Raw genomic sequence first — 23,139 nt, forward strand, 5'->3', positions numbered from 1 at the left:
CTTAGCTTAGAAAATATACCCAAATAGGTAAAGAAATAAAGGCAAAAACTATACCAAAAGCTACAGAACTAACCGCTAAATTCGTATCAAGTTTTGCTTTCATAATCATAGCTGCAACCATTGTCATAGTAGGCATAGCTGATTCAAGTAAAGCGATGATAGAGCTAGGATTTAATTTGAAATTTAAAAGCTTTAAAAGCACTAAAAAGATTAAAGGTGTGAGTATCATTTTACCAAAAATGACTATTATAGTTGTTTTATAAGAAGTTTTTATACTTAAAAAGCCTAAATTTAAACCTATGGCAAAAAGTGCTATAGGTGTGGCACTAGCTCCAAGCATACGCAAAGGTTCAAAGATAAAATCAGGAAGTGTAGCAAACTTAAAACAAAGTCCTAAAATCAAAGCAACAAAAGGTGGAAAAGTAAAAACTTTTTTAAGATTTTGCAAAAAGCTTACCTTTTGCTCGCTAGCTAAAGAGATGATAAAGGGAGCAAGTAAAGCTACGGGCAAAGAAGTAGCAAGCGCATCATAAAGGATAATCTCGCCCAAAAAATGAGGATCTTGATAAATTCCACTAATAATAGGTATACCTACAAATAAAGTATTTCCAAAGCTAGAAAGTAAAAAAATACTTACAAGAGTGCTTTTGCTAAATTTAAAGCAAAGAGCTAAAAATACACAACATAATGCTGAAACAATAGCACAACCCAACCCAAGCAATATAATAACAATCAAAGAAAAATCAAAATTTAAATGATAAGCACGCTCAAAAATCAAGCAAGGCAAGGCAAAAATAATAGCAAAATCTAAAAAAGCGCGCGCTTGTTTTTGTTTTAAAATTTTGATTTTTTTAGCAAAATATCCACCAAAAAGCAAACAAAATATACTAAATAAGGAAGAAAAAATATACATTTTATTCTGCTAAGTTAAAAAGCTTTTGACTAAATTTTGTATAAGTAAATTCCATCCATCTACAAGCACAAATATCAAAAGTTTAAAAGGCATAGAAATCATAACAGGAGGTAGCATCATCATACCCATAGCCATTAATACCGAGCTTACCACCATATCAATAACCAAAAATGGCAAGAAAAGTAAAAAGCCTATTTCAAAAGCAGTTTTAAGCTCGCTTATCATAAAGGCTGGCACTAAAACTGTTAAAGGCACATCATCTATGGTTTTCGGATTTTCTAAATTTCTAATCCTATAAAAAAGCGCTAAGTCTTTTTCCCTAGTGTTTTTTAGCATAAAATCTTTAAAAGGCTTAACGCCTTTAGCAAAAGCTTCTTCATAACCTATTTGTTCAGCGATATAGGGCTTTATACCTTCATTATATGATTTTGTAGCCACAGGCTCCATAATGAAAAAAGTTAAAATCAAAGCTAAGGTAACCAAGATAGTATTTGGTGGCATAGTTTGAGTACCAAGGGCTGTTCTTAAAAAAGAAAATACTACAACAAGTCTTAAAAATGAAGTCATTACAAAAACAATGGTAGGCGCAAGAGCTAGTATGGTTAAAACTATAACTATATTTAGGGTTGTTACGAGTTGTTGTGGGCTATTTGGAGCACTAAGGCTTAAATTTACAGTTGGTATAGTTGCTTCAGCGCCTAAAAGAGCCAAGCTTGATAAAAATAAAGCTAGTAAAACCCTCAAAATATTTCCTTGGTTAAAATTAAAAGCGTTATTTTAGCAATTTTACTCTTAAAAGAATAAAAATGATTTTATAAAAATAAGAATTTTTACTTTAGCTTGTTAAAATAAGCAATAATTTTTAAAACAAAGGTAAATTATGAAAATTTCTGTGCTTATTTTGGCTGCTGGACTTGGCACGCGTATGAAATCACAAAATCCAAAAGTGCTTCAAAAAATTTGCTCAAAAGCAATGATTTTACATATTTTAAAACAAGCATATAAGATTAGTGATGATGTGTGTGTGGTGCTTTCTCATCAAAAAGAAAAGGTTGAACAAGTTGTTTTAGAGTATTTTCCAAATACACGCTTTTTAGAGCAAGACTTGCAAAATTTTCCAGGTACTGCAGGGGCTTTAAGGGGTTATGAGAGTAAGCATGAAAAAGTTTTGATTTTATGTGGTGATATGCCTTTAGTTAAAGCAGATGATTTAGAAAAAATAGCTTTAAATGAAAGTGATTTTAATGTAGCAGTTTTTGAGGCAAAAGATCCAAAAAGTTATGGAAGAATAGTATTAAAAGAAAATAAAATTCAAAAAATAGTAGAAACAAAAGATGCAAGCAAAGAAGAACTTGCTATAAACATTTGTAATAGTGGTGTTTATGCTATAAAAGCACAAATTTTAAAAGAAGTATTGCCTTTGATAAAAAATGATAATAAAGCTAAAGAGTATTATTTAACTGATGCGGTTTATTTAGCAAAAGAAAAGGGCTATGAAATCGATGCGGTATTTGTAAATGAGCAAGATTTTATGGGGGTAAATGATAAAATTGAGCTTTGCCTAGCTCAAGATCTTATGCAAGAAGCGATTAAAAAGGAATGGATGAGGCAAGGAGTGATTTTTCACATGCCTGCGACGACTTTTATTTCAGATGAAGTTGAGTTTGTAGGCGAGTGTGAAGTGTATGAAAATGTGCGCATAGAAGGAAAATCAAAAATCATTAATTCTATCATTAAAAGTTCAAGTGTGATTGAAGATAGTATAGTGGAAAATAGCGATGTAGGGCCTTTGGCGCATTTGCGTCCAAAATGTCAGCTTAAAAATACCCATATAGGAAATTTCGTAGAATGTAAAAATGCTTTATTAAATGGAGTTAAGGCAGGACATTTGAGTTATTTAGGAGATTGTGAGATAGATGAGGGAACTAATATAGGTTGTGGTACTATCACTTGTAATTATGATGGGGTTAAAAAACATAAAACTAAAATAGGTAAAAATGTTTTTGTAGGTTCAGATACGCAATTTATCGCTCCGGTTGAAATAAAAGATGAGGTAATCATCGCAGCAGGAAGTACTGTGTGTAAGGATGTAGAAAAAGGCTCTTTACATATCAATAGGGCAAAAGTGCAAATCATAGAAGATTTTTACTATAAAAAATTAGGTAAAAAATGAAAACAATCTTACTAGCAGTAAGTGGAAGTATAGCCTTTTATAAAGCTTATGAGCTTATTTCTTTATTAAAAAAAGAAGGCTTTAGGGTTAAAGTTTTGCTAAGCTTGGGGGTTTTAAAATTTGGCACTAAGCTTAGCTTTGAAGCTTTAGCAGATGAAATTTTATGTGAAGATAATGAAAGTTGGCAAAATACTAATAATCATATAGCCTTTAGCAAGACTTGTGATTGTGTGCTTTTTGCGCCTGCTAGTATAAATTCTATCAATAAATTAAACCATGGTATAGCAGATAATTTATTTATTCAAACTTTAATAGCAGTAGATAAAAATAAACCATTTTTAATCGCACCCGCTGCAAATACAAATATGTATTTACATTTTAGTACTCAAAATTCTTTAAAAAATTTAAAAGAACAAGGCTATATTATCATTGATCCTATAGTTAAAACTCTAGCTTGCAAAGATGAGGGTTTGGGGGCTTTGGCTGAGCTTGATAGCATTATAAATGCTTTAAAAAAAAGTCTAATGCAAGAAGATTTTTTTAAAGATAAAAGTTTTATTGTAAGCGGTGGTGGGACTAAAGAAAAAATTGATGATGTAAGATGTATTAGTAATTTTTCAAGTGGAAAAATGGCAAAAGCAATTGCTGATGCTTTATATTTTTTAGGTGCTAAGGTGGTGTTAGTTAGCTCAATAGAGTTTAAAACACCTTATAAATTAGAAAAATTTAAATCTTCTTTAGAATTAAAAGAAAAATTGCAAAAATACAAAGATTTTGATGCTTTAATTATGGCTGCTGCTGTGAGTGATTTTACTCTTGAGGCTTATAAGGGTAAGATTAAGAAAAATGAGCATTTAAATGGACTTGATTTAAAATTAAAGCTGAATGAAGACATCTTAAAAAATTTAGATTTTAAAGGCAAAAAAATAGGCTTTAAAATGGAATTTGATGAGCAAAATGCTTTAGAAAATGCTAAAAAAACTTTAGTTAGTAAAAATTTAGATATGGTGTGTTTGAATGTCTTAAATGAGCAAATGAACTTTGGAAGTGATGAAAATAGCATTTGTTTTATCACTAAAGATAGTATCTCTCAAAGTTCTAAACAAAGCAAAGAAAAACTTGGCTTTATTTTAGCACAAGAATTAAGGAAGCTTTGGTGAATATCATCAACTCAACCTTACCTGTAAGAATGCAAATTTTAGAAAAACGCGCATATAATCGCTATGTATTGCTTTTGAACACTAAAAAGCTTGAAACAAAAAGTTTGATAGAGCTTGAAGTAGGGGAGGAGTATTTAGCTGAAGTTTATGAAAATAAAGGCGTGATTTCTTTTAAAAATCTTTTGAAAAAGCCTAAAATTAGACTTTTTGAAGAAGGGGCTGAACTTATAGAAAAGCTTTTGCAAGAAGGTGATGAAAAAGCTTGGTATAAAAAATTCATTATTCAAAGACTTATGGAAAGTAAAAGCGCATATGAGTTTGAAATTTATAAGGAAATGTTTTTTGCATTTTTTGAAGGAATTTATCATATACCTTTTGTTTATGAGGGAAATAGGGCTTTATTTGAAGCTAAGAAAAATGGAAATATTTTAGAGGTGTATTTGTATTTTGAAATTTTTGGTGCTTTAAAAATTATAATTGATAATGGTAAAATCACACGCATACAAACACCTTTTGCCAAAGTAGCGCATTTTTTAAATGAGTATTTTAAATTTGAAGTAGTTAATACGCTTAATCCTATGTTTGTTTTTAAAAGATTGATGGATATAAAGGGGTAGAATGAATGAGTTAAAACATCTTGCTGTGGTAATGGATGGCAATAGAAGATGGGCTAGAAAAAATGGACTTTTAGAAAAAATTGGCTATAGTCAAGGAGCTAAAGTTGTTGAAAAAATCATAGAAGTATGTATAGATGAAAAAATTCAAAATCTAACCCTTTATGCTTTTAGTACAGAAAATTGGCAAAGACCAAAAGAAGAAGTGGAGTTTCTTTTTAAGCTGTTAAATAAATATCTTGATGAATCTTTAAATAAATTTATAGCTAATGAAGTGCGTTTTAAAGCCATAGGAAATTTAAGTCTTTTAGATGAATTAACCTTAAAAAAAATACAAAATTTTCAAGAACAAACTAAAAATTACACAAAATTATGCGTAAATTTAGCTATTTCTTACGGAGGCAAGGATGAAATAGTTAGAGCGGTTAAAAAAGTGATTGAAAAAAATCTTGAAATTAACGAAGCAAATATACAAGCAAATCTTGACTTAAGCGAGGATGTGGATTTGTTTTTAAGAGTAGGGAGTGCTAAAAGAATTTCAAATTTTTTATTATGGCAATCAAGTTATGCAGAAATTTATTTTAGTCAAACTTTATTTCCTGCACTTACTAAAAAGGAAATCGCAAATATTATTACTGAGTTTAAAAAACGCAAAAGAACCTTTGGTAAATGATATTTTTCTTTTTATTACTAGGACTTTGTGTTGGTTCTTTTGTCAATGTTTTGATTTTAAGAACGATTAATAAAGAAAGCATAATAAGTCCAAGATCAAAATGTCCTAAGTGTCTTAAAACTTTGAAATTTTATCATCTTTTTCCTTTGTTATCTTTTGTATTTTTAAAAGGTAAATGTGCTTTTTGCAAAGAAAGAATTTCTTTGATTTATCCTTTTAATGAATTTATTTGTGCGTGTTTGTTTGTCTTTGCTTTTTATTTAATTGAAGATGTTTTTCAAATTTTAATTTTTGCTTGTATGCTAGCTATATTATTAGCACTTTCTTGGATGGATTATTATCTAAAAGCAGTGAGTGAGCTTTGGCTTTGGATTTTATTTATTTTGGCTTTTTGTTTTGATTTTTTACAAAATGGCTTAAATTTAGAGGAATTTCAAGATAGCTTTTTATTTCGAGTGTGTTTTGGGGCGGGGTTAATTTTCATACTAAAAAGTGTGATTAATTTTATTAAAAATTTTAAAAAAAGAGATGAAATTTTAGAAAGTTTAGGGGAAGGTGATGTTATAATAATAGCTTTGATTTTTGGAATTTTTGGCTATGAAAAAGGCTTTTTAATTTTATTTATTGCAAGTTTTTTAAGTCTTTTGTTGTTTATAAAAATAGCCAAGAAAGATTATCAAATGCCTATGATTCCTTTTTTATTTTGCGGAATTTTGATTAATCTAAGTGTAGAAAGTATATTATGAAACTAGTTTATAAGTATTTGCTTAATCAGTTTTTAAGCACAATGTTGTCTTTATTTTTTACTTTATTTATTATTGTTTCGATTATATTTTTTATACAACTTGCTAAAATTACTGCTTATATTGAAATTACTTTTTTTGAATTAATCAAATTATATATTTTTCTTTTACCAAAGATATTGATTTTTACTTTACCCATATCTTTTTTCATAGCTTTGACTTTGGCCTTTTATAGACTTTCTAGGGAAAATGAAAGCACGGTGTTGTTTGCTTTGAGTATAGCTCCAAGTATGATAGCAAGTTTTTTTGCAAAAATTGCAGCTTTAGTAAGTGCTTTTATGCTTGTGGTGGTTTTGGTTTTTATACCTATATCTTTTGAACTTTTTGATAATTTTGTAGATTATAAAAAAATTAGCGCTAAAGTAAGCATAAAAACAGGAGAATTTGGACAAAGATATGGGGAATGGCTTGTTTTTATTGATGCTAAAAATTCTGATGAAACTTATAAAAATATCATAATGTATCATCCAAAGAAAAACCCACAAGATAAAGAACAAGTGATTTTAGCCAAAGAAGGAAAGTTAGAAACCAATGATGGGGTTATTACTTTTAAGCTAGATGAAGGAAAAGCTTATGAGATTAAAGAAGAAGATTGGCATATTTCTAGTTTTAAAAATTTATTAATTAAAAGCAAGCTTTCTTCTAAAGAATTAAATACTCAAAGTTTTTATGGGTATTGGTCTGATGTAACAAGCAATAAAGAAAAAGCAAAAGAATTTGTTATTTATATTCTTATAGCTTTATTTCCTTTAGCTAGCGTGCTTTTTGCACTCTCTTTTGGTATAGTAACTTATCGTTATGAAAAAGGTTTTGCTTATTTTGGAATTTTTGTGATTATTTTTGCTTATTTTACGCTTTTGATTAGTTTTTATAATCCTCCTTTTGTAGCTATTGCTGTGATTTTTTCAAGCTTTTTAATTACTTCTTTGTTTTATTTTAAAGCAAAAATTGCAAGTAAGTATTAATGCTTTTAAAATTAACTTTTTCTTATGATGGTTCTAAATTTCAAGGTTCAGCTACCCAGCCACATAAGCTTAGTGTCCAAGATACCTTAGCGCAGGCCTTGTCACATTTGGGTATTTATGAAAAGCCTTTATTTGCTTCAAGAACTGATAAAGGTGTGCATGCATTTAATGCAGTCGCTTGTGTAAAAGCGGGAGAACATTTTAAAGATTTTGTATATTTAAAAAATAAAATCAATCATTTTGCGCACCCATTTATACATATAAAGCATATTCAAAGAATGCAAGAAAATTTCCAAGTGCGTTTTGATGTGCAAAAAAGAGCATATCGCTATATTATAAGTCATGAAAAATACAATCCTTTTTTAGCCTCTTATGTGTATTTTTATCCAAAAATAAATATTAAATTAGCCAATGAAATTGCATTTTTATTTGAAGGAGAGCATGATTTTAAACTCTTTCAAAAAGAAGGCTCTGATAATAAAACAAGCATAAGAAAAATGTATAAAACTAGAGTTTATGCTTATAACAACTACACTGTGTTTTATTTTGAAGCAAATGGTTTTTTAAGATCACAAATTAGAATGATGATGGCAAGTATTTTAAAAGTATTAGAAGGAAAAATGAGCCAAAATGAGCTTTTAGAACAAATTAATGCTAAAAAAGCTCATTGTAGATTTTTAGCTCCTGCTAGTGGTTTATATTTGAGTAAGATTTCTTATTATAATAATGCATGATTTTTTTATGTATAAAAAATGAAAAAAGAATGATTAAAGTCCCCATACAAAAAGGTAGCAGCTCTACATCTACTCCAAAAATACTCATGTTGATAAAAATACTTATAGGTATAATGGCATTATTCATCAAGGCCAAAACTCCACTATCTACTTCAGTAGAGCCTTTATTCCATAAAAAATATCCAAGTCCTGAAGCAATAGTCCCAAGATAAATCAAAGCTATCCAAGAGCTTAAATTGGATGGTAAATTATTATAATCTCCAAAAAATAAAAATGTAGGTAAGGTTATACTGGTTGCGCCTAGATAAAAATAAGCAAAAGCTTCTTTTTGGCTTAAATTTGTATTTTTTTCTAATAAAATTTTATAAAAACTTTGTCCAGCTCCAAATACTAAATTAGCCCCTTGAATAAGTAAAAATCCATATAAAAAATTAGAGTTAATATTATCAAATTTAACTACAAAAGCACCCATAATGCATATAAAAATACTTATAAAATATAAATATCTAAGATTTTTTGAAAAAAGCCCATAAAAAAGCACAACGTAAAAAGGTGTAAAAATCGTAAAAAGCGCTACTTCGCTTACACTTAAATATAAAAAAGAATGATAATAAAATAAATTCATTATGCCAAGTTGCAAAGCCCCAATGCTTATGAGTTTTAGTTTTAAATGCAAATTTAGCTTAAAATTTAAAAAAGGTAAAAATACCAATAAAGATAAAAAAACTTTTGCAAATGCTGCAAAAAAACTATCCATTTCTAAGGTAATAAAATGCCCAATTAATGGAAAAGAAAAAGCCCAAATAAAACTTGCTAGCAATAAGCTTGGCATTTTAAAGTACGCCTTCTAATTTAAGTAAAGCCTCTTTGATAAATAAACCACCATTGTATCCACCTAAGTGATTTTTAGCTACCACTCTATGGCAAGGTATAAAAATTGCAAGTTTATTTTTAGAATTTGCATTGCCTACTGCTCTAAAAGCTTTTGGATGATTGATAAAAGAAGCAATTTCTTGATAAGTTTTAGTTTGTCCATAGGGAATTTTTACCAAAGCTTTATATACCTTTTGTTCAAATTCGCTTCCCTGAAGAGCTAGGGGAGTGCTAAAAGTAAAAAGCTTTTTGTTAAAATAAAGGTCTAGTTCTTCTAAGGCTTGTTCTAAAACAGGGTGTTTATCTTTGGTAAAATCAGGCTTATATATAGCAAAATCAACATTAATAAGCTTATCTTTATCACTTTGTAAAAGAATATAAGCAAAACTAGCTTTATAAAAACTTTGATACATATTTTTCCTTATTTAAAAGCAAGCATTGTATGAATTTTAAATTAATTAATTGTTATTAAAGCAAAAATTTAGTTAAAATAGTGATTTAATTTATATTCAAGGAAAATATTTGAAGATTTTATTATTTAGTTTGATTATAAGTTTAAATGCTTTAGCTTTGGATTATACTTGTGAGTATGTTAAGGAAAATAAGGTTGATTTTTTCAAAGAATTTGAGCCAAAAAATACACAAGATTTTTCTCAAGTGGATTTAAATTGCGCTTTTTCTTTAAAAAATCATCAAATCACAAAAAGATTATATGAACTTGCTAATGAAATTAGAGGAAGCAATAGTGCTTGTATGGGTGGAGAATACTTTAGTGATTTGAGAAAATTTGATTTTAAATTATTAGAAATTGCACTTGATCCACAAGGCTATCAAAAGACTTTACAAGATCCTATAATACTTGAAGAAAAATTTGCAAAATTAAAAGCGTATTTTAGATATTGGGCTTATCAAAGCATTGGAAATTTTAAACTTTTTAAGGAATTTTGGAAAGAATATAATAATGCGATTAACCCTCTAACAAGATATTTTCAAAAGGAATTTAATTTAGATAAAGCAAGTGCAATTTATTTTGCTAGTAATGCTTTGAATGAATTTTTAAACTGGGCGGTTGGCGAGACTAAAATCTTTAAAGATATTTCAGATTTTGAAAAATTTGTAGCTAATAAAAATAATTCTTTAGAGCAGATTAAAGAGTATATTTATACTAAAAAAATTAGTAATTTAGAATTAAACAATGGTTTTAAATCAGCCTTGTTAAATAATAGAGAAAGTGAGATTATAAGAGAATTTATTAAATTAGGTGTAAAAATAAATGAAGGTTATGAGTCTGCTTTATTTTTTGCACTAGATAATGCAGAAAATGTTAAGCTTTTGCTTGAAAATGAAGCGGTGGTTGATTATAAAAATTCTTTTGGAAAAACACCTTTGTTTTATGCTGTTGAATATAACAACTATAAGGTTGCCAAGCTTTTGCTTGAAAATGGTGCAAATGTAAATCAAAAATACATTAATGATAATGAAAAACTTTCTATTGCCAGTATGGGAAGCAATACGCCATATTTTATCACCTTATGCGCGCTTGAGCACACTTCTAAAAATATCTTTATGCATGGAGCAAATTATGCTGATGTAAAAATGCTTAAGTTACTTATAGATTATAAAGCTAATTATAAAGAAATAGATGATTTAGGATTTAATGCTCTTGATTTTGCCATAATTGCAAAAAAAGAACAAAATATTAAATATCTAAAAAAACTTGGTTTAAAAGAAAATGAAAATTTGATGTTATATGAAGAGGCGCAACCATGAAAATTGCTTTAATAACAGGGGTAAGTTCAGGTTTTGGATTAGAAAGTTTAAAAGCTTTGATAGAGCTTGATTATAAGGTTATAGCCATAGCAAGACGCAAAGAAAGGTTAGAAAAACTACAAGAGCTTTATGGGGATAAAATTTATCCTATCGTGCTTGATGTTAGGGATAAACAAGCGGTTTTTACAGCAATTGAAAATTTACCTCAAGATTTACAAAATATTTCTTTACTTGTTAATAACGCAGGTCTTGCTTTGGGTTTAAATGAGTTTGATTCTTTGGATATTGAAGATATTGAAGCCATGGTAGACACTAATATCAAAGGCTTTTTATATATAGCAAGAGCTACTTTACCTTTACTTAGAAAGGCAAAAAATGCTCATGTGATTAATCTTGGTTCAATTGCGGCAAATGTGCCTTATTATGGAGGTAATGTTTATTGTGGAACTAAGGCTTTTGTGGCACAATTTTCTAAAGCTTTAAGAACGGATTTGCGCGGAAGTAATATAAAGGTAACAAATATAGCTCCAGGGCTTTGTAAAACTGAATTTAGTGAAGTGAGATTTAAAGGTGATATTAAAAAGGCTGATGAGGTTTATGAAAATACTAAATATATTAAAGCTGAAGATATAGCAAAAATTATTACTTTTATTATTAGCTTGCCTGAGCATATTAATATTAACGAAATTGAACTTATGCCTGTGACTCAAACATGGGCAGGAACTTTTAGCGAGAAAATATAAAAACTTAAGGAAAAATATGAAAATTTTTTATTTATTATTAGCTCCTTTATTGTTATTTGCTGATGTACAAGCAAATGCAGAACTTTTTGGAGTTTGGACGCTTTTACCACCAGTGATAGCTATTATTTTAGCTTTTATCACTAAAGATGTAGTGCTTTCGTTGTTTATTGGTGCATTAAGTGGTACTTTTATGCTAGGACTTATTGAAAATAGTATTTATCATGCTATTATTGCTTCTTTTACGGGCTTTATTTCTAAAGTGGTAAATGCTATGGCAAGTCCGGGTAATGCAGGAATTTTATTGCAAGTTTTAACTATAGGTGGGGTTGTAGCTCTTATTACTAAAACAGGTGGTACTAAAGCTGTGGCTGTTTGGCTTTCTACTAAAGCTAAGCAGGCAAAAAGCTCACAATTTGCTACTTGGTGTATGGGGATTTTTATTTTCTTTGATGATTATGCTAATTCATTAATTGTAGGTCCTATCATGCGTCCAGTGACAGATAAATTTAGAGTAAGTCGTGAAAAACTTGCTTTTATTATGGATGCAACCGCAGCGCCAATTACTGGTCTTGCTATCATTTCTACTTGGATAGGACTTGAAATTTCTTTAATTCGTAGCGGATATGATTTAATCGATAATGCAACTTTTGCGCATTTAGGTATTGTAAAAGAAGAAATCAATGCTTTTGAAATCTTTGTACAAACCTTACCTTATAGATTTTATAATCTTTTTATGCTGATTTTTGTTGTTTTAACTATTTATACAGGTAGAGAATTTGGACCTATGTTAAAAGCTGAGCTTAGAGCTAGAGCGGGTAAATTTTCTCATGGTCATGAGCAAATTGATAATATAGAAGATAAGGTTTTAGAGCCAAAAGAGCATGTGAAATTACAAGCTTCTAATGCTATTATACCTTTAGCTGTTTTGATTGTATTTTCATTTATAGGTTTTTATTTTAGTGGTTATAATGCTCTAGATGATGCGAGTATTAAAGCACAAATTGATGCAGCACCATTTAGTTTATTTGCTTTTAGAGAAACTTTTGGCGCAGCTGATGCTTCGGTTGTATTATTTCAAGCAGCACTTTTAGCTACCATAGTAGCTATTATTTTAGGAATGTATAGAAAAATATTTACTTTAAAAGAAGCTATTGCGGTTTGGACTCATGGTTGGAGAACTATGATTATGACTGTGATTATTTTACTTTGTGCATGGTCATTAGCTTCTGTGATTAAGGATTTAGGAACTTCTAAATATTTAATTGATTTATTTTCAGATAAAACACCTATTTATTTGCTTCCTACAGCAATTTTTATTTTTGCTTCTATTATTTCTTTTTCAACAGGGACTAGTTATGGGACTATGGGTATTTTAATGCCTTTAGCTATTCCTTTAGCTATGGCTGTTGGGGTTCATAATGAATTAAGCGGAGCAGAGTTGCACCAATATATGATTATTAATATTTCAGGGGTTTTAACAGGAGCTATTTTTGGAGATCATTGCTCGCCAATTTCTGATACAACTATACTTTCATCTATGGGAAGTAAGTGTGATCTTTTAGCTCATGTTAGCACGCAAATGCCTTATGCTTTGAGTGTTTGTGCTATTAGTATACTTTGTGGTTATTTACCGGTAGCATTAGGACTTAATGTATGGCTAGGGCTTGTTTTTGGAATCTTAGCTATGATAGCTTTACTTTTTGTAGTTGGCAAAAAGGTAGATGCATAGATGCATTTTGAAGAAAAAATTGCTTTAAATAAAGCATTGTTTTCTTCTTTATATGATAAAGAAATTCAGTGCTTTAAATCACCTTTAAAAGCTTATAGAACTAGGGCAGAATTTTCTATATATCATCATGAAAATGGGGAAATTTCTTATGCAATGTTTGAAAATAAGAAAAAAAATCCTATTGAAAAATTTGATATAGCAGATGAAAAAATTCAAGACTGTATGCCTATTTTATTAAATAATCTAAATGAAAATTTAAAACATAAGCTTTTTGGAGTAGAGTTTTTAGCTACAAAATTAGATTTAAGTATTACTTTGCTTTTCCATAAAAATATAGAGTTAATTGTACAAGATTTACAAGAATTAGCAGAAAAATTAAATCTCAAACTCATAGCAAGAAGCAGGGGTAAAAAACTTGTATTTAATGGAGAAAATTTAAGACAAGCTTTAAAAATCAATACAAATGAATTTTTATATGAGTTTAATAATGATTGTTTTATCCAGCCTAATACTTTTATCAATGAAAAGATGATTGAATGGGTTGTATCTTGCATTGGAAGTGATTTTAAACAAGATTTATTAGAGCTTTATTGTGGTTATGGAAATTTTACCATAGCTTTAGCAAGAAATTTTAACAAAGTTTTGGCAACTGAAATTTCTAAAAAAAATATCGAATTTGCTTTAAAAAATTGTGTTTTAAATTCTATTGAAAATATAACTTTTACAAGACTTTCTAGTGAAGAGTTGAGTCAAGCTTTGAAAAAAGAAAGAGAATTTAACCGTTTAAAAAACATAGATTTAGATAGCTTTAAAATATCTCATGTCTTGGTTGATCCTCCAAGAGCAGGGCTTGATCTAAGCGTGATTGAACTTATTAAAAATTATGAAAATATCATTTATATTTCGTGTAATCCTATCACTTTAAAAGAAAATCTTGAAATCTTGTGTCAAAGTCATGAAATTTTAAATTTAGCCTTTTTTGATCAATTTGCTAATACTCCTCATCTTGAATGTGGGGTGCATTTAAAAATAAAAGCTTAGTATAAGTTAGAATTTATACAAGCTTTGTTATTATAAAAATAGTTGATTTAATCAATTAATTTTTATAAAGGATTTCTTATTTTATTTCAAAAAATTACTTATACAAATAGAAAAATACTCTATAAAGTCAATGAAATTTTAAAACCCTTTGGACTAAAATCAAGTGATTGGAGGGTTTTTGTATATTTAAATCAGCATGGTTGTAGCACTTTAGCTCCAATATGTGAGTTTTATCAGATGGATAAAGCTATACTTTCTAGAGTTGTTTCTAAATTAGCAAAACTTGAATATATAGAGTTTTTAAAGGCAGATGATAAAAGAGAAAAAATCATTACTTTAAGCGCTAAAGGTAAAGAAGTTTTTTTAGATGCAAATGCTTATATAAGAAAATATGAAAGAAATATTTTAGATATCTTAGATGTAAAAGATCAAGAAAGACTTTTAAAATTACTTGATTATATCAATGAGAAAATTTAAAAGGTTTTTCATGGGATTAAGTAAAAAATATAATTTATTTAATGTAAATTTTTTCTGTATTTTTGGGATAAATTTTGCTATTTGTCTTGTTTTTTATATGAGTACTATTTCTAGTACAGATTATGTTTTAGGTGTTTTAAACCTTCAAACTAGTACCGCAGGTCTTATCATGGGAGCTTTTGTTATAGGTGCTTTGCTTTCTAGACTTTATTTTGGTTCTATAATCGATGATGTTAATATAAAAAAGGTTATAGTATTTTCGCTTTTGTTTTATCTTTTTATTAATTTACTGTATTTGAAATTTTATAATGTATATTTTTTAATTTTAATACGCTTTTTAGCAGGGGTTTGTTATGGAATTTGCTCTTGTGCTTGTGGGGCAGCTATTGCTAGGATAATACCTAGCAATAAAAGAGGAGTTGGAATAGGATATTATGCTACAAGCGTTGTTTTAACTTCAGCCTTAGGCCCTTTTTTGGCTATAAAACTTGACTCTATCAATCAATTTTGGCTTAGTTTTTTAATAGCTTGTTTGAGTATTGTTTTTGCATTGGTTTTATCTATTTTTTTAAAAGTAAGAAGATTTAAAAAACATCATCATATAAAAAGAAAATTCAGTATTTATAATTATTTTGAAAAATCAGTTTTAAATTTAGCCTTAGTGACTTTTTTACTCGCATGTCCTTTTGGTGCTATTATAGCTTATATGAGTGCTTATACCCAAAGTTTAAATTTAGCTTTTGCTGGATCTATGTTTTTTGTAATATATGCTGGATTTTCTATGGTTTTTAGACCACTTGCTGGCAAAGTGTTTGATAAATATGGTGCTAATATTGTGATGATTTTTTCCTTTTTGAGTTTTATAGTATGTTTGCTTTTACTCGCTTTTGCATTAAATTTTTATATGATTATTTTAGCTGGAGTTTTTTGTGCGTTAGGTTATGCTAATGCTACTTCAAGTGCTCAAGCTTTAGCTATAAAACTTGCACCTAAAGAAAAAATGGGCTTGGCTAATTCTACGTTTTTTATAGCCTTAGATTTTGGTATAGGAGTAAGTCCTTATTTGCTAGGCATTATAGAGCCAAGTATAGGTTTTGCTAATGTTTATGCTTTTTGTGCTTTATTGGTTGCAATGGCTTTGATTTTGTATTGTTTATTGGTTGTAAAAAAAGCTTCTTATTAATATGATTTTAGATACAATGCTTTAAAAAGGAAAAAAGCATTGTGTGATAGTTATAAAATACTAAGTACTATGAAAAATATAGCCATCATAGGACTTAGCCCTAATCAAGATAAACCTTCTCATTTTGTAAGCAAATATTTACAAGATTTAGGTTATAAAATTTATCCCATCTACCCTAAAGAAGATTTTATTTTAAATGAAAGAGTTTATAGAAACTTAAAAGAAATCCCTTTTGAAGTTGATACGGTTGTAATGTTTAGAAAAGCAAGTTTTGCAAATGAAATTTTTGAGGATCTTTTGAGTAAAAAGATTAAAAATTTTTGGATGCAACTTGGCATTGCCAATGAAGAAATAATGCAAAAATGTAAAAAATATGGTATAAATTGCGTTCAAGATCGTTGCATTAAAATGGAACTACAAAAAGGATAATCATGGTTGAATTAAATAAAATTTATCAAGCAAAACAAAAAATCGCAGATTTTGTATTAAAAACCCCTTTTGTACACTCTTCTTTTTTGAGTGAGTTTTTAGAAACTGATGTTTTTTTAAAATGTGAAAATTTGCAAAAAACAGGTGCTTATAAAATTAGAGGAGCTTATAATACAATAGCTAATTTAACTAAAGAACAAAAACAAGCAGGTGTAATAGCTGCAAGCGCAGGAAATCATGCGCAAGGAGTAGCAATTAGTGCTAAAAAATTTGGCATAGAAGCTGTGATTGTTATGCCTGAAGCCACGCCTTTATTAAAAGTAAGTGCGACTAAAAATTTAGGCGCAAAAGTGATCTTAAAAGGAGATAATTTTGATGAGGCTTATGCTTATGCACTAAATTATGCCAAAGAACATCATTTAAATTTCATTCATCCTTTTGAAAATGAAAGTATTATAGCAGGACAAGGCACTTTAATGCTTGAAATGCTTGATGAAATAAGTGATTTGGATATGATTTTAGCTCCAGTTGGTGGGGGAGGTTTGATTAGTGGTGTTGCAAGTGCTGCTAAGCAAATTAATCCTGCTATAAAAGTTATCGGAGTGAGTGCTAAGGGAGCTCCTGCGATGTATGAGAGTTTTAAAAGTAAAAAAATGATTAATTCAAAAGCTGTTAGAACTATAGCTGATGGTATAGCAGTGCGTGATGTGAATAAAATTAATTTTGATATTATTCTTGAATGTGTTGATGATTTTATTCAAGTTGATGATGAAGAAATAGCTAATGCGGTATTGTATTTACTTGAAAAACACAAAATAACAGTTGAAGGAGCAGGAGCATCAGCAGTAGCTGCACTTTTGCATAAAAAAATAGATTTAAAAAATCATAAGAAAATCGGTGTGGTTTTAAGTGGTGGAAATATTGATGTACAAATGTTAAATATTATTATAGAAAAAGGCTTATTTAAAGCTTTTAGAAAAATGCTTATTAATGTTACTTTAGTTGATAAACCAGGGGCTTTAAGTGCTTTAAGTGATGCAATTAAGGAAGCTCAGGCTAATATAGTTAAAATTGACTATGATAGATTTTCAACCAAGCTTGAATATGGTGATGCAATGATTTCAATTACCTTAGAAACTAAAGGAAAAGAGCATCAAGAATTAGTTAGAAAGATACTTTATGATAAAGGTTTTAATTTTAATGAAATTTTATGATATATTAAATATAATATTTTTTAAATAAAACCAAAAAAAGGGTAAAAGTGTCACAAGAGAAAATTTTAGAACCAGATACACTAATAACTTCTAAAACAGATTTAAAAGGAGATATCATTTATGCTAATGATGATTTTTTAAAATATGCTGGTTATAAAATGAATGAGATTTTGTATAAACCACATAATATTGTGCGTCATCCTGACATGCCAAAAACGGTTTTTAAATGTTTGTGGAATTATATACAAGATGGAAAAGAAATTTTTGCCTTTGTAAAAAATAAAACCAAGCAAAATGATTATTATTGGGTTTTTACTAATGTTACAGCTTCATTTGATAATCAAGGAAATATTATAAATTATTATTCAGTAAGAAGAAAACCTAAAAGAGAGGCCATACCGGTTATAGAGCAAGTTTACAAGGTTTTACTAGAAGCTGAAAAAACTGGAGGTATAAAAGCTGGAGTGAATGAACTTATGAAGATAGTTAATTCTTATGGTATGAGTTATAATCAGCTAATTTTAGAGCTTCAAAAATAATTTTATAAAAATATTTAAAAAATGTTTTTACAAAAAAAGGTATAATCGGTCTGATTAATTTAAATTTAAGGAATTTATCTATGTCTTTGGAAAAAGTTCTAACTTCAGATGTTTTAATAACATCAAAAACCAATTTAAAAGGTGAAATTATTTATGCCAATGAGGATTTTTTAAAATACTCTGATTATAAAATTGATGAAATTTTATATAAACCTCATAGTATTATGCGTCATCCTGATATGCCAAGAACTGTTTTTAAATATTTATGGGATAATATTCAAATGAAAAGAGAGGTTTTTGCTTTTGTAAAAAATAAAACAAAATTTAATGATTATTATTGGGTTTTTGCAAACATAACAGCTTCTTGTGATTCTAATGAAAATATTTTAAATTATTATTCAGTAAGAAGAAAGCCTAAAGCAGAGGCTGTTAAAACAATAGAAGAAATTTATAAAGTTCTTATAAGAAAAGAAAAGGAAGGCGGTATAAAAGCAGGACTTGAAGAACTAAATGCTGTAGTAAAATCTTATGGGATGAGCTACAATGAATTAATAATGCAAATTCAAAAATAAAAGGATGTTGATGAAAAATATAGTATTAGTTGGTATTGGTCTGGGTATTTTATCTTGTGCAAATTCTATATATTTTATGGATTTTATTTCTTTTGGGTTTTCTTTGGCTTTGTTATTATTGTTTGCTTTTGCTTTTGTTGTTTTAAAAAAAGAAGATCAATTTAGTGATAAAATCTTAGATCTTAGCAGAGAATTAAAAAATGGTAATTTTGATTCAAGAATTGTATATATTAAATGTAGCAATAAAAAACTTAAAGAAATTGCGGATAATCTTAATAATACTATAGATGGTTTAGAAGCTTATTTGAGAGAAATTAATACTTCTATTGCTTGTTCTCAAAAGGGTGAGTATTTTAGAAGAGCTATTCCTGAAGGTTTAAAAGGAATTTTTGTTCATAATATTAACTTTATCAATAAAGCCTTAGATGATATAGAAAAAACAGGAAAATCTGTTTTTAAAAATGCTTTATCAAGAGAATTGATGGATTTGAGTTTAAATAGTCAAAATAAAAATTTAAATGACTTATCTTCTGCTTTAAATGGTATTATTAAGTTGATGAGAGAAGTTTTTGGTGATATTAAAATAATATCAGATACTGCTCAAAAGAATGGTTTAGAAGTGGGTAATTTGCAAGATTCGATTTCTTCTATGATGCAAGTAGCCGATGAGAGTAAAAAAGCTGTTGATACTTTTGCCTCAAATGCCCAAAGTATTAATGCAATTGTAGAAGTTATTAGAGATATAGCAGATCAAACTAATCTTCTTGCACTAAATGCAGCTATTGAGGCTGCTCGTGCGGGTGAACATGGAAGAGGCTTTGCTGTGGTTGCAGATGAGGTAAGACAACTTGCTGAAAAAACACAAAAAGCAACTGGCGAGATTACCTTGGCAATTCAAGTAATGAATCAAGAAATTGGCTCAATACAAGAAAATAGTGAAAAGGTATTTGATATCGCAAATTCTTCTAATAGCAAAATCGCTGATTTTAGTGAAGCATTTAGAGAATTAGAGGATAAAAGTTCTCATTTAGGAAAAGAATTTGTAAATTTTGCTTCTGATTTGACTTTATCGGCTATGAAAATAGATCATATTTTATATAAATCAGATGTTTATCTAACTCTTAATGGTTCTCAGCAAAATCTACAAAATCTTGATCCAATCTCTAGTCTATGTAAAGATGAAGATGCAAAAAGTATTTTCTGTCCTTTAATCTCTCAAAATGAAATGGATTCTAAGAGTGAAAAAATACAATACTCTGCAAATAAAGCTATAGAAATAGCTAAAAAAGAAAATATTTCAAAAGAAGATTATGATTCAATTATTAGTGACATAAGAGAGTTGGAAAAAGATAGTAAATTAATTATGGATAAACTAGAAGCTTAATAAGCTTCTAGTTTTTACACAAGAGCTATTTTTAATACTTCATTTAAAGTTTTTACCCCAATTATTTTCATATTTTTTATTACTTCCTCTGGGATATCTTTTAAATCTCTTTCGTAGTTTTTATGTGGAATAATAGCTGTTTTAATATCAGCTTTATAAGCAGCAATTAATTTTTCTTTTAAACCACCTATTGGTAAAACATTACCCATTAGGTCAATCTCTCCTGTCATTGCAACATCAGATCTTACTTTTTTGTCACTAAAAATAGAGGCAATAGCTGTGGTGATTGTTATACCTGCACTTGGCCCATCTTTTGGTGTTGCACCATCTGGAACATGAATATGAAGATTGTATTGATTGTAAATACTTTCATCTTTTTTATAAAAAAGATTTTTTGGTGTTTTGATTTGTTCTTCATCAATTAAATTTTTAATAAGACTTTGAGCAATTTTTGCTGATTCTTTCATCACATCACCCAAACTTCCTGTAAGAGTTAACTCGCCTTTGCCTTTGATTTTAATAGCTTCTATTTTTAAAACATCACCACCCACTGCAGTCCATGCAAGTCCATTTACTTGACCGATTTTATTTTCTTTTTCATGTTTTTCTATTTCAAAGACTTTTTTGTTTAAAAAATCTTTTAAATTTTTAGTATTAATATGAATGTTTTTAATATTTTCTTCCAAAAGAAGTTTTTTAACACATTTTCTACAAACTTCAGCAATCTTTCTTCTTAAATTTCTTACACCTGATTCTCTGGTATATTCACTGACTATTAATTCTATAGCTTCATCATCAAAGTTAATTTCTTTTTCTTTTAGTCCATGTTTTTTTATTTCATCAGGTATGAGATAGTTTTTAGCTATTTGGAATTTTTCTTGAGGAGTGTAAGAGCTAAGTTCTATAAATTCCATTCTATCTTTTAAAGCAGGTGGGATTAAACTTGCATCATTTGCAGTAGCTATGAAAATAATTTTACTTAAATCAATGTTGAAATTTAGGTAATAATCTCTAAATTTAGTATTTTGTTCAGGATCTAAGATTTCAAGTAAAACTGCACTTGGATCTCCTCTATGATTGCGACTTAGTTTATCAATCTCATCAAGCACTACTACAGGATTGCTTTGTTTAGCTTCTATAAGTCCTTGTATAATGCGTCCTGGCATAGCTCCTATATAGGTTCTTCTATGCCCTCTTAATTCATTTACATCTTCTAAACCGCCTAAAGCTATGCGTACTAATTCTCTTTTTAATGCTTTTGCGACTGAATTTGCCAAAGAAGTCTTACCAACACCTGGAGGTCCAACTAAACACAAGATAACTTTTGCACCATCTCTATCTTTAATTTTGCGTTTTTCTAAAAGCTCTTTTACTGCAAAATATTCTTCAATACGTTCTTTTGGTTTTTCTAATGCATAATGATCACTGTTAAGCTGTAAAGACACATCTTTTAAATTTAGTTTTTTCTTTGAAGAGTGTTCAAAAGGTATGTCTAAAACCGTTTCTATGTAAGTTTGCACCATAGAGGCTTCTGAGTTATCTTGATGAATTCTTTCGTATTTTTGAATTTGTTTTTTGATTTCTTTATAAGCTTCTTCATACATAAAAGCTTTTTTCTTTTCTAATTTTTTATTATATTCTTCTACTTCGCTTTCTTTTTGTATGTCACTTCCAAGCTCTCTTTGAATTTGCTTGAGCTGTTCTTTTAGGAAATATTCTTTATTGACTTTATCTATTTTAGAATGAACTTTGTTTTTGATTTCTTTTTGAATTTTATTTGCTTCAATTTCTTTAGCTAAATAATCAATTAAATTTAAAAGCTTGGTTTCTAAATTAGTTTCGATGAAAAATTCATACGCTTGTTGTTTTTTGATTTTAATGGAATTTAGTATTAAATCACAAATTCTACCAGGCTCGACATCTTCTTCTATGGTTCTTAAAAGATCGGGTGGAAAATAATGACTCACAGTAGATAAAGCTTTAGCTTTTTCTCTTACTACTTCGATGATTGCTTCTTTTTTTGTGCTGCATAATGGTTCTTGGTGGATTAAATCAACTAGAGCAAGTAAGGGGTCATCTGAAATTTTTTCAACTATCTTAGCTTTGGCATAACCTTGAAATAAAATTTTAATTCTACCATCAGGCAATGGAACTTTTCTCATAATGGTTCCAATAACCCCACAATCATAAATTTCATCAAAACCACGTCCGCCTTCAATCTTAGATGGTGCTACAAAAATCATGCTTTCATTTTGTAAAGCAGTATCTAAGGCTTTGATATTTTGCATATCATTTAAAAAAATTGGTGTTATCATAAAAGGGTATAAAAAAAGCTCATCTTCCACAAGAACAGGAAGTTTTGTTGGATAGTTTTGAGTATTTTCTAATTTCATTACATTATACCTTCTTCAAATATTTTTCTATACCATGGAAGTTCTGGTTTAATCATATCGATTTTATTAAAATCGGAATTTTCTATTTTTTGCTTATAAATCTCATAGCTTTGCTCTCTATTTTTTTTATGATATAACTCTGCTATGCTGGTATCAAGATAAAAAACCGCAAGATTAAATTTAGTAAGCATGGTGTCAATTAAATCATTATATTGCACATTAGGATAGCTTTGATTGTATTCCTTGATTTCTTCTATTGTTTTTAACATTAGTGCTTGATTACGATTTGGAACAGCAAAAGAGTCAAATTTGGCTTTGATTTTTAAATATCTTATATAAGCTACATTTTGTGAATCACCAAATTTATTTAAGTATTCATCAAGATAAAAATTTGCCATTTCATACTCTTCTTCACTAATGTGAGCTTGAGCCAATATAAGCAAAGTCTGTTCTAATAATGGATCAGCTATATGTTCAGCTGCCATTGAAGTATAATGTTTATCAGCTGCTTCAAGATTTTTTTCTTGTAAATCTTTTATAATTTGTTGATACCATTCCATCGAACTTAGATTATACAAATCTTCGGCTTTTTTTGAGCTGCATGCCCCTAAAAATAAACCTGCAATAATAAGCGAAAAAATAAAAAGTTTTTTCATGATGTTACCTTGTAAATTTATATAGTTTATAATTATAGTGTTTTTATGTTTATGAAAATGTTAATTTTTGAATTAAAATTATAATCAAAAAGTTTTAATTA

Annotated in this window: 24 protein-coding genes; 18 read left to right on the forward strand and 6 right to left on the reverse strand. The window is 28.6% G+C overall.

Features of this window, described 5'->3' with window-relative positions:
- Position 1: 1 nt before the first annotated feature.
- Positions 2-913, reverse strand: coding sequence for an AEC family transporter (locus tag L8U98_RS02370; protein ID WP_263724814.1), 912 nt, complete (start codon positions 911-913; stop codon positions 2-4).
- Between the two features lie 9 nt (positions 914-922).
- Positions 923-1,657: a flagellar type III secretion system pore protein FliP gene (gene fliP, locus L8U98_RS02375; RefSeq protein ID WP_012661688.1), complete on the reverse strand. Its 735-nt coding sequence runs from the start codon at positions 1,655-1,657 to the stop codon at positions 923-925.
- A gap of 136 nt (positions 1,658-1,793) precedes the next feature.
- On the opposite strand from fliP, the gene glmU reads away from it, so the two are divergent.
- The 7 genes from glmU to truA are packed head-to-tail and all read left to right on the forward strand — an operon-like array spanning position 1,794 to position 8,035.
- Complete coding sequence (gene glmU, locus L8U98_RS02380) at positions 1,794-3,086, forward strand: bifunctional UDP-N-acetylglucosamine diphosphorylase/glucosamine-1-phosphate N-acetyltransferase GlmU (protein WP_263724815.1); 1,293 nt, start codon at positions 1,794-1,796, stop codon at positions 3,084-3,086.
- On the forward strand, positions 3,083-4,246 hold the full coding sequence (coaBC, locus tag L8U98_RS02385; protein ID WP_263724816.1) for a bifunctional phosphopantothenoylcysteine decarboxylase/phosphopantothenate--cysteine ligase CoaBC: 1,164 nt from the start codon (positions 3,083-3,085) through the stop codon (positions 4,244-4,246). The genes glmU and coaBC overlap by 4 nt, the downstream gene beginning before the upstream one ends.
- Positions 4,243-4,863, forward strand: a complete 621-nt coding sequence (locus L8U98_RS02390; RefSeq protein ID WP_263724817.1) for a hypothetical protein — start codon at positions 4,243-4,245, stop codon at positions 4,861-4,863. The genes coaBC and L8U98_RS02390 overlap by 4 nt, the downstream gene beginning before the upstream one ends.
- A 1-nt stretch (position 4,864) precedes the next feature.
- A complete protein-coding gene (uppS, locus tag L8U98_RS02395; RefSeq protein WP_214125459.1) occupies positions 4,865-5,533 on the forward strand; it encodes a polyprenyl diphosphate synthase in 669 nt (222 codons plus the stop codon).
- Positions 5,530-6,279, forward strand: a complete 750-nt coding sequence (locus L8U98_RS02400) for a prepilin peptidase (RefSeq protein ID WP_263724818.1) — start codon at positions 5,530-5,532, stop codon at positions 6,277-6,279. Before uppS ends, L8U98_RS02400 begins: the two co-directional genes overlap by 4 nt.
- Positions 6,276-7,301, forward strand: coding sequence for an LptF/LptG family permease (locus L8U98_RS02405; RefSeq protein WP_214100351.1), 1,026 nt, complete (start codon positions 6,276-6,278; stop codon positions 7,299-7,301). Before L8U98_RS02400 ends, L8U98_RS02405 begins: the two co-directional genes overlap by 4 nt.
- The gene (gene truA, locus L8U98_RS02410) at positions 7,301-8,035 is read left to right on the forward strand and encodes a tRNA pseudouridine(38-40) synthase TruA (RefSeq protein WP_263724819.1); all 735 of its coding nucleotides are present in this window, start codon (positions 7,301-7,303) and stop codon (positions 8,033-8,035) included. Before L8U98_RS02405 ends, truA begins: the two co-directional genes overlap by 1 nt.
- Here truA and L8U98_RS02415 read toward each other — a convergent pair.
- Both L8U98_RS02415 and L8U98_RS02420 read right to left on the reverse strand, forming a co-directional pair.
- Positions 7,989-8,867, reverse strand: coding sequence for an EamA family transporter (locus L8U98_RS02415; protein WP_263724820.1), 879 nt, complete (start codon positions 8,865-8,867; stop codon positions 7,989-7,991). The two genes, truA and L8U98_RS02415, sit on opposite strands and share 47 nt — an antisense overlap.
- A 1-nt stretch (position 8,868) precedes the next feature.
- On the reverse strand, positions 8,869-9,321 hold the full coding sequence (locus L8U98_RS02420; RefSeq protein WP_263682129.1) for a methylated-DNA--[protein]-cysteine S-methyltransferase: 453 nt from the start codon (positions 9,319-9,321) through the stop codon (positions 8,869-8,871).
- A gap of 109 nt (positions 9,322-9,430) precedes the next feature.
- Here L8U98_RS02420 and L8U98_RS02425 point away from each other — a divergent pair, with 109 nt between their 5' ends.
- The 11 genes from L8U98_RS02425 to L8U98_RS08260 all read left to right on the forward strand — a co-directional run bounded on the left by L8U98_RS02425 (position 9,431) and on the right by L8U98_RS08260 (position 19,989).
- A complete protein-coding gene (locus L8U98_RS02425) occupies positions 9,431-10,678 on the forward strand; it encodes an ankyrin repeat domain-containing protein (RefSeq protein ID WP_263724821.1) in 1,248 nt (415 codons plus the stop codon).
- A complete protein-coding gene (locus tag L8U98_RS02430; protein WP_039618550.1) occupies positions 10,675-11,421 on the forward strand; it encodes a short-chain dehydrogenase/reductase, subgroup 5 in 747 nt (248 codons plus the stop codon). The genes L8U98_RS02425 and L8U98_RS02430 overlap by 4 nt, the downstream gene beginning before the upstream one ends.
- Positions 11,422-11,437: 16 nt before the next feature.
- The gene (locus L8U98_RS02435; protein WP_263724822.1) at positions 11,438-13,150 is read left to right on the forward strand and encodes a Na+/H+ antiporter NhaC family protein; all 1,713 of its coding nucleotides are present in this window, start codon (positions 11,438-11,440) and stop codon (positions 13,148-13,150) included.
- Positions 13,151-14,191, forward strand: a complete 1,041-nt coding sequence (trmA, locus tag L8U98_RS02440) for a tRNA (uridine(54)-C5)-methyltransferase TrmA (RefSeq protein WP_263678715.1) — start codon at positions 13,151-13,153, stop codon at positions 14,189-14,191. It abuts the gene before it with no gap.
- A 135-nt stretch (positions 14,192-14,326) separates the two neighbouring features.
- Positions 14,327-14,668 carry a MarR family winged helix-turn-helix transcriptional regulator gene (locus tag L8U98_RS02445; RefSeq protein WP_263695414.1) on the forward strand — a complete coding sequence of 114 codons (342 nt, stop codon included), beginning with the start codon at positions 14,327-14,329 and terminating at the stop codon, positions 14,666-14,668.
- 10 nt (positions 14,669-14,678) lie between these two features.
- Entirely contained in the window at positions 14,679-15,851 is a 1,173-nt protein-coding gene (locus L8U98_RS02450) for an MFS transporter (RefSeq protein WP_263724823.1), read from the forward strand.
- A gap of 69 nt (positions 15,852-15,920) precedes the next feature.
- The gene (locus L8U98_RS02455; protein WP_263682313.1) at positions 15,921-16,280 is read left to right on the forward strand and encodes a CoA-binding protein; all 360 of its coding nucleotides are present in this window, start codon (positions 15,921-15,923) and stop codon (positions 16,278-16,280) included.
- Positions 16,281-16,282: 2 nt separating this feature from the next.
- The gene (gene ilvA / locus L8U98_RS02460) at positions 16,283-17,494 is read left to right on the forward strand and encodes a threonine ammonia-lyase (RefSeq protein WP_263663163.1); all 1,212 of its coding nucleotides are present in this window, start codon (positions 16,283-16,285) and stop codon (positions 17,492-17,494) included.
- Between the two features lie 47 nt (positions 17,495-17,541).
- Positions 17,542-18,033 carry a PAS domain-containing protein gene (locus L8U98_RS02465; RefSeq protein ID WP_263678712.1) on the forward strand — a complete coding sequence of 164 codons (492 nt, stop codon included), beginning with the start codon at positions 17,542-17,544 and terminating at the stop codon, positions 18,031-18,033.
- 80 nt (positions 18,034-18,113) lie between these two features.
- Positions 18,114-18,605: a PAS domain-containing protein gene (locus L8U98_RS02470; protein WP_263678711.1), complete on the forward strand. Its 492-nt coding sequence runs from the start codon at positions 18,114-18,116 to the stop codon at positions 18,603-18,605.
- 652 nt (positions 18,606-19,257) lie between these two features.
- Positions 19,258-19,989, forward strand: a complete 732-nt coding sequence (locus L8U98_RS08260) for a methyl-accepting chemotaxis protein (RefSeq protein WP_263678818.1) — start codon at positions 19,258-19,260, stop codon at positions 19,987-19,989.
- A gap of 14 nt (positions 19,990-20,003) precedes the next feature.
- On the opposite strand, the gene lon is transcribed toward L8U98_RS08260, so the two are convergent.
- Together lon and bamD are read right to left on the reverse strand one after the other, a co-directional pair.
- Positions 20,004-22,382 (reverse strand): endopeptidase La, encoded by a 2,379-nt coding sequence (gene lon / locus L8U98_RS02480; RefSeq protein WP_263724824.1) that lies wholly within the window; start codon positions 22,380-22,382, stop codon positions 20,004-20,006.
- Positions 22,382-23,038 (reverse strand): outer membrane protein assembly factor BamD, encoded by a 657-nt coding sequence (gene bamD / locus L8U98_RS02485; protein ID WP_263663167.1) that lies wholly within the window; start codon positions 23,036-23,038, stop codon positions 22,382-22,384. Before bamD ends, lon begins: the two co-directional genes overlap by 1 nt.
- Between the last annotated feature and the right edge of the window lie 101 nt (positions 23,039-23,139).

Source organism: Campylobacter sp. RKI_CA19_01128, from assembly GCF_025771175.1.
Lineage (GTDB): Bacteria > Campylobacterota > Campylobacteria > Campylobacterales > Campylobacteraceae > Campylobacter_D.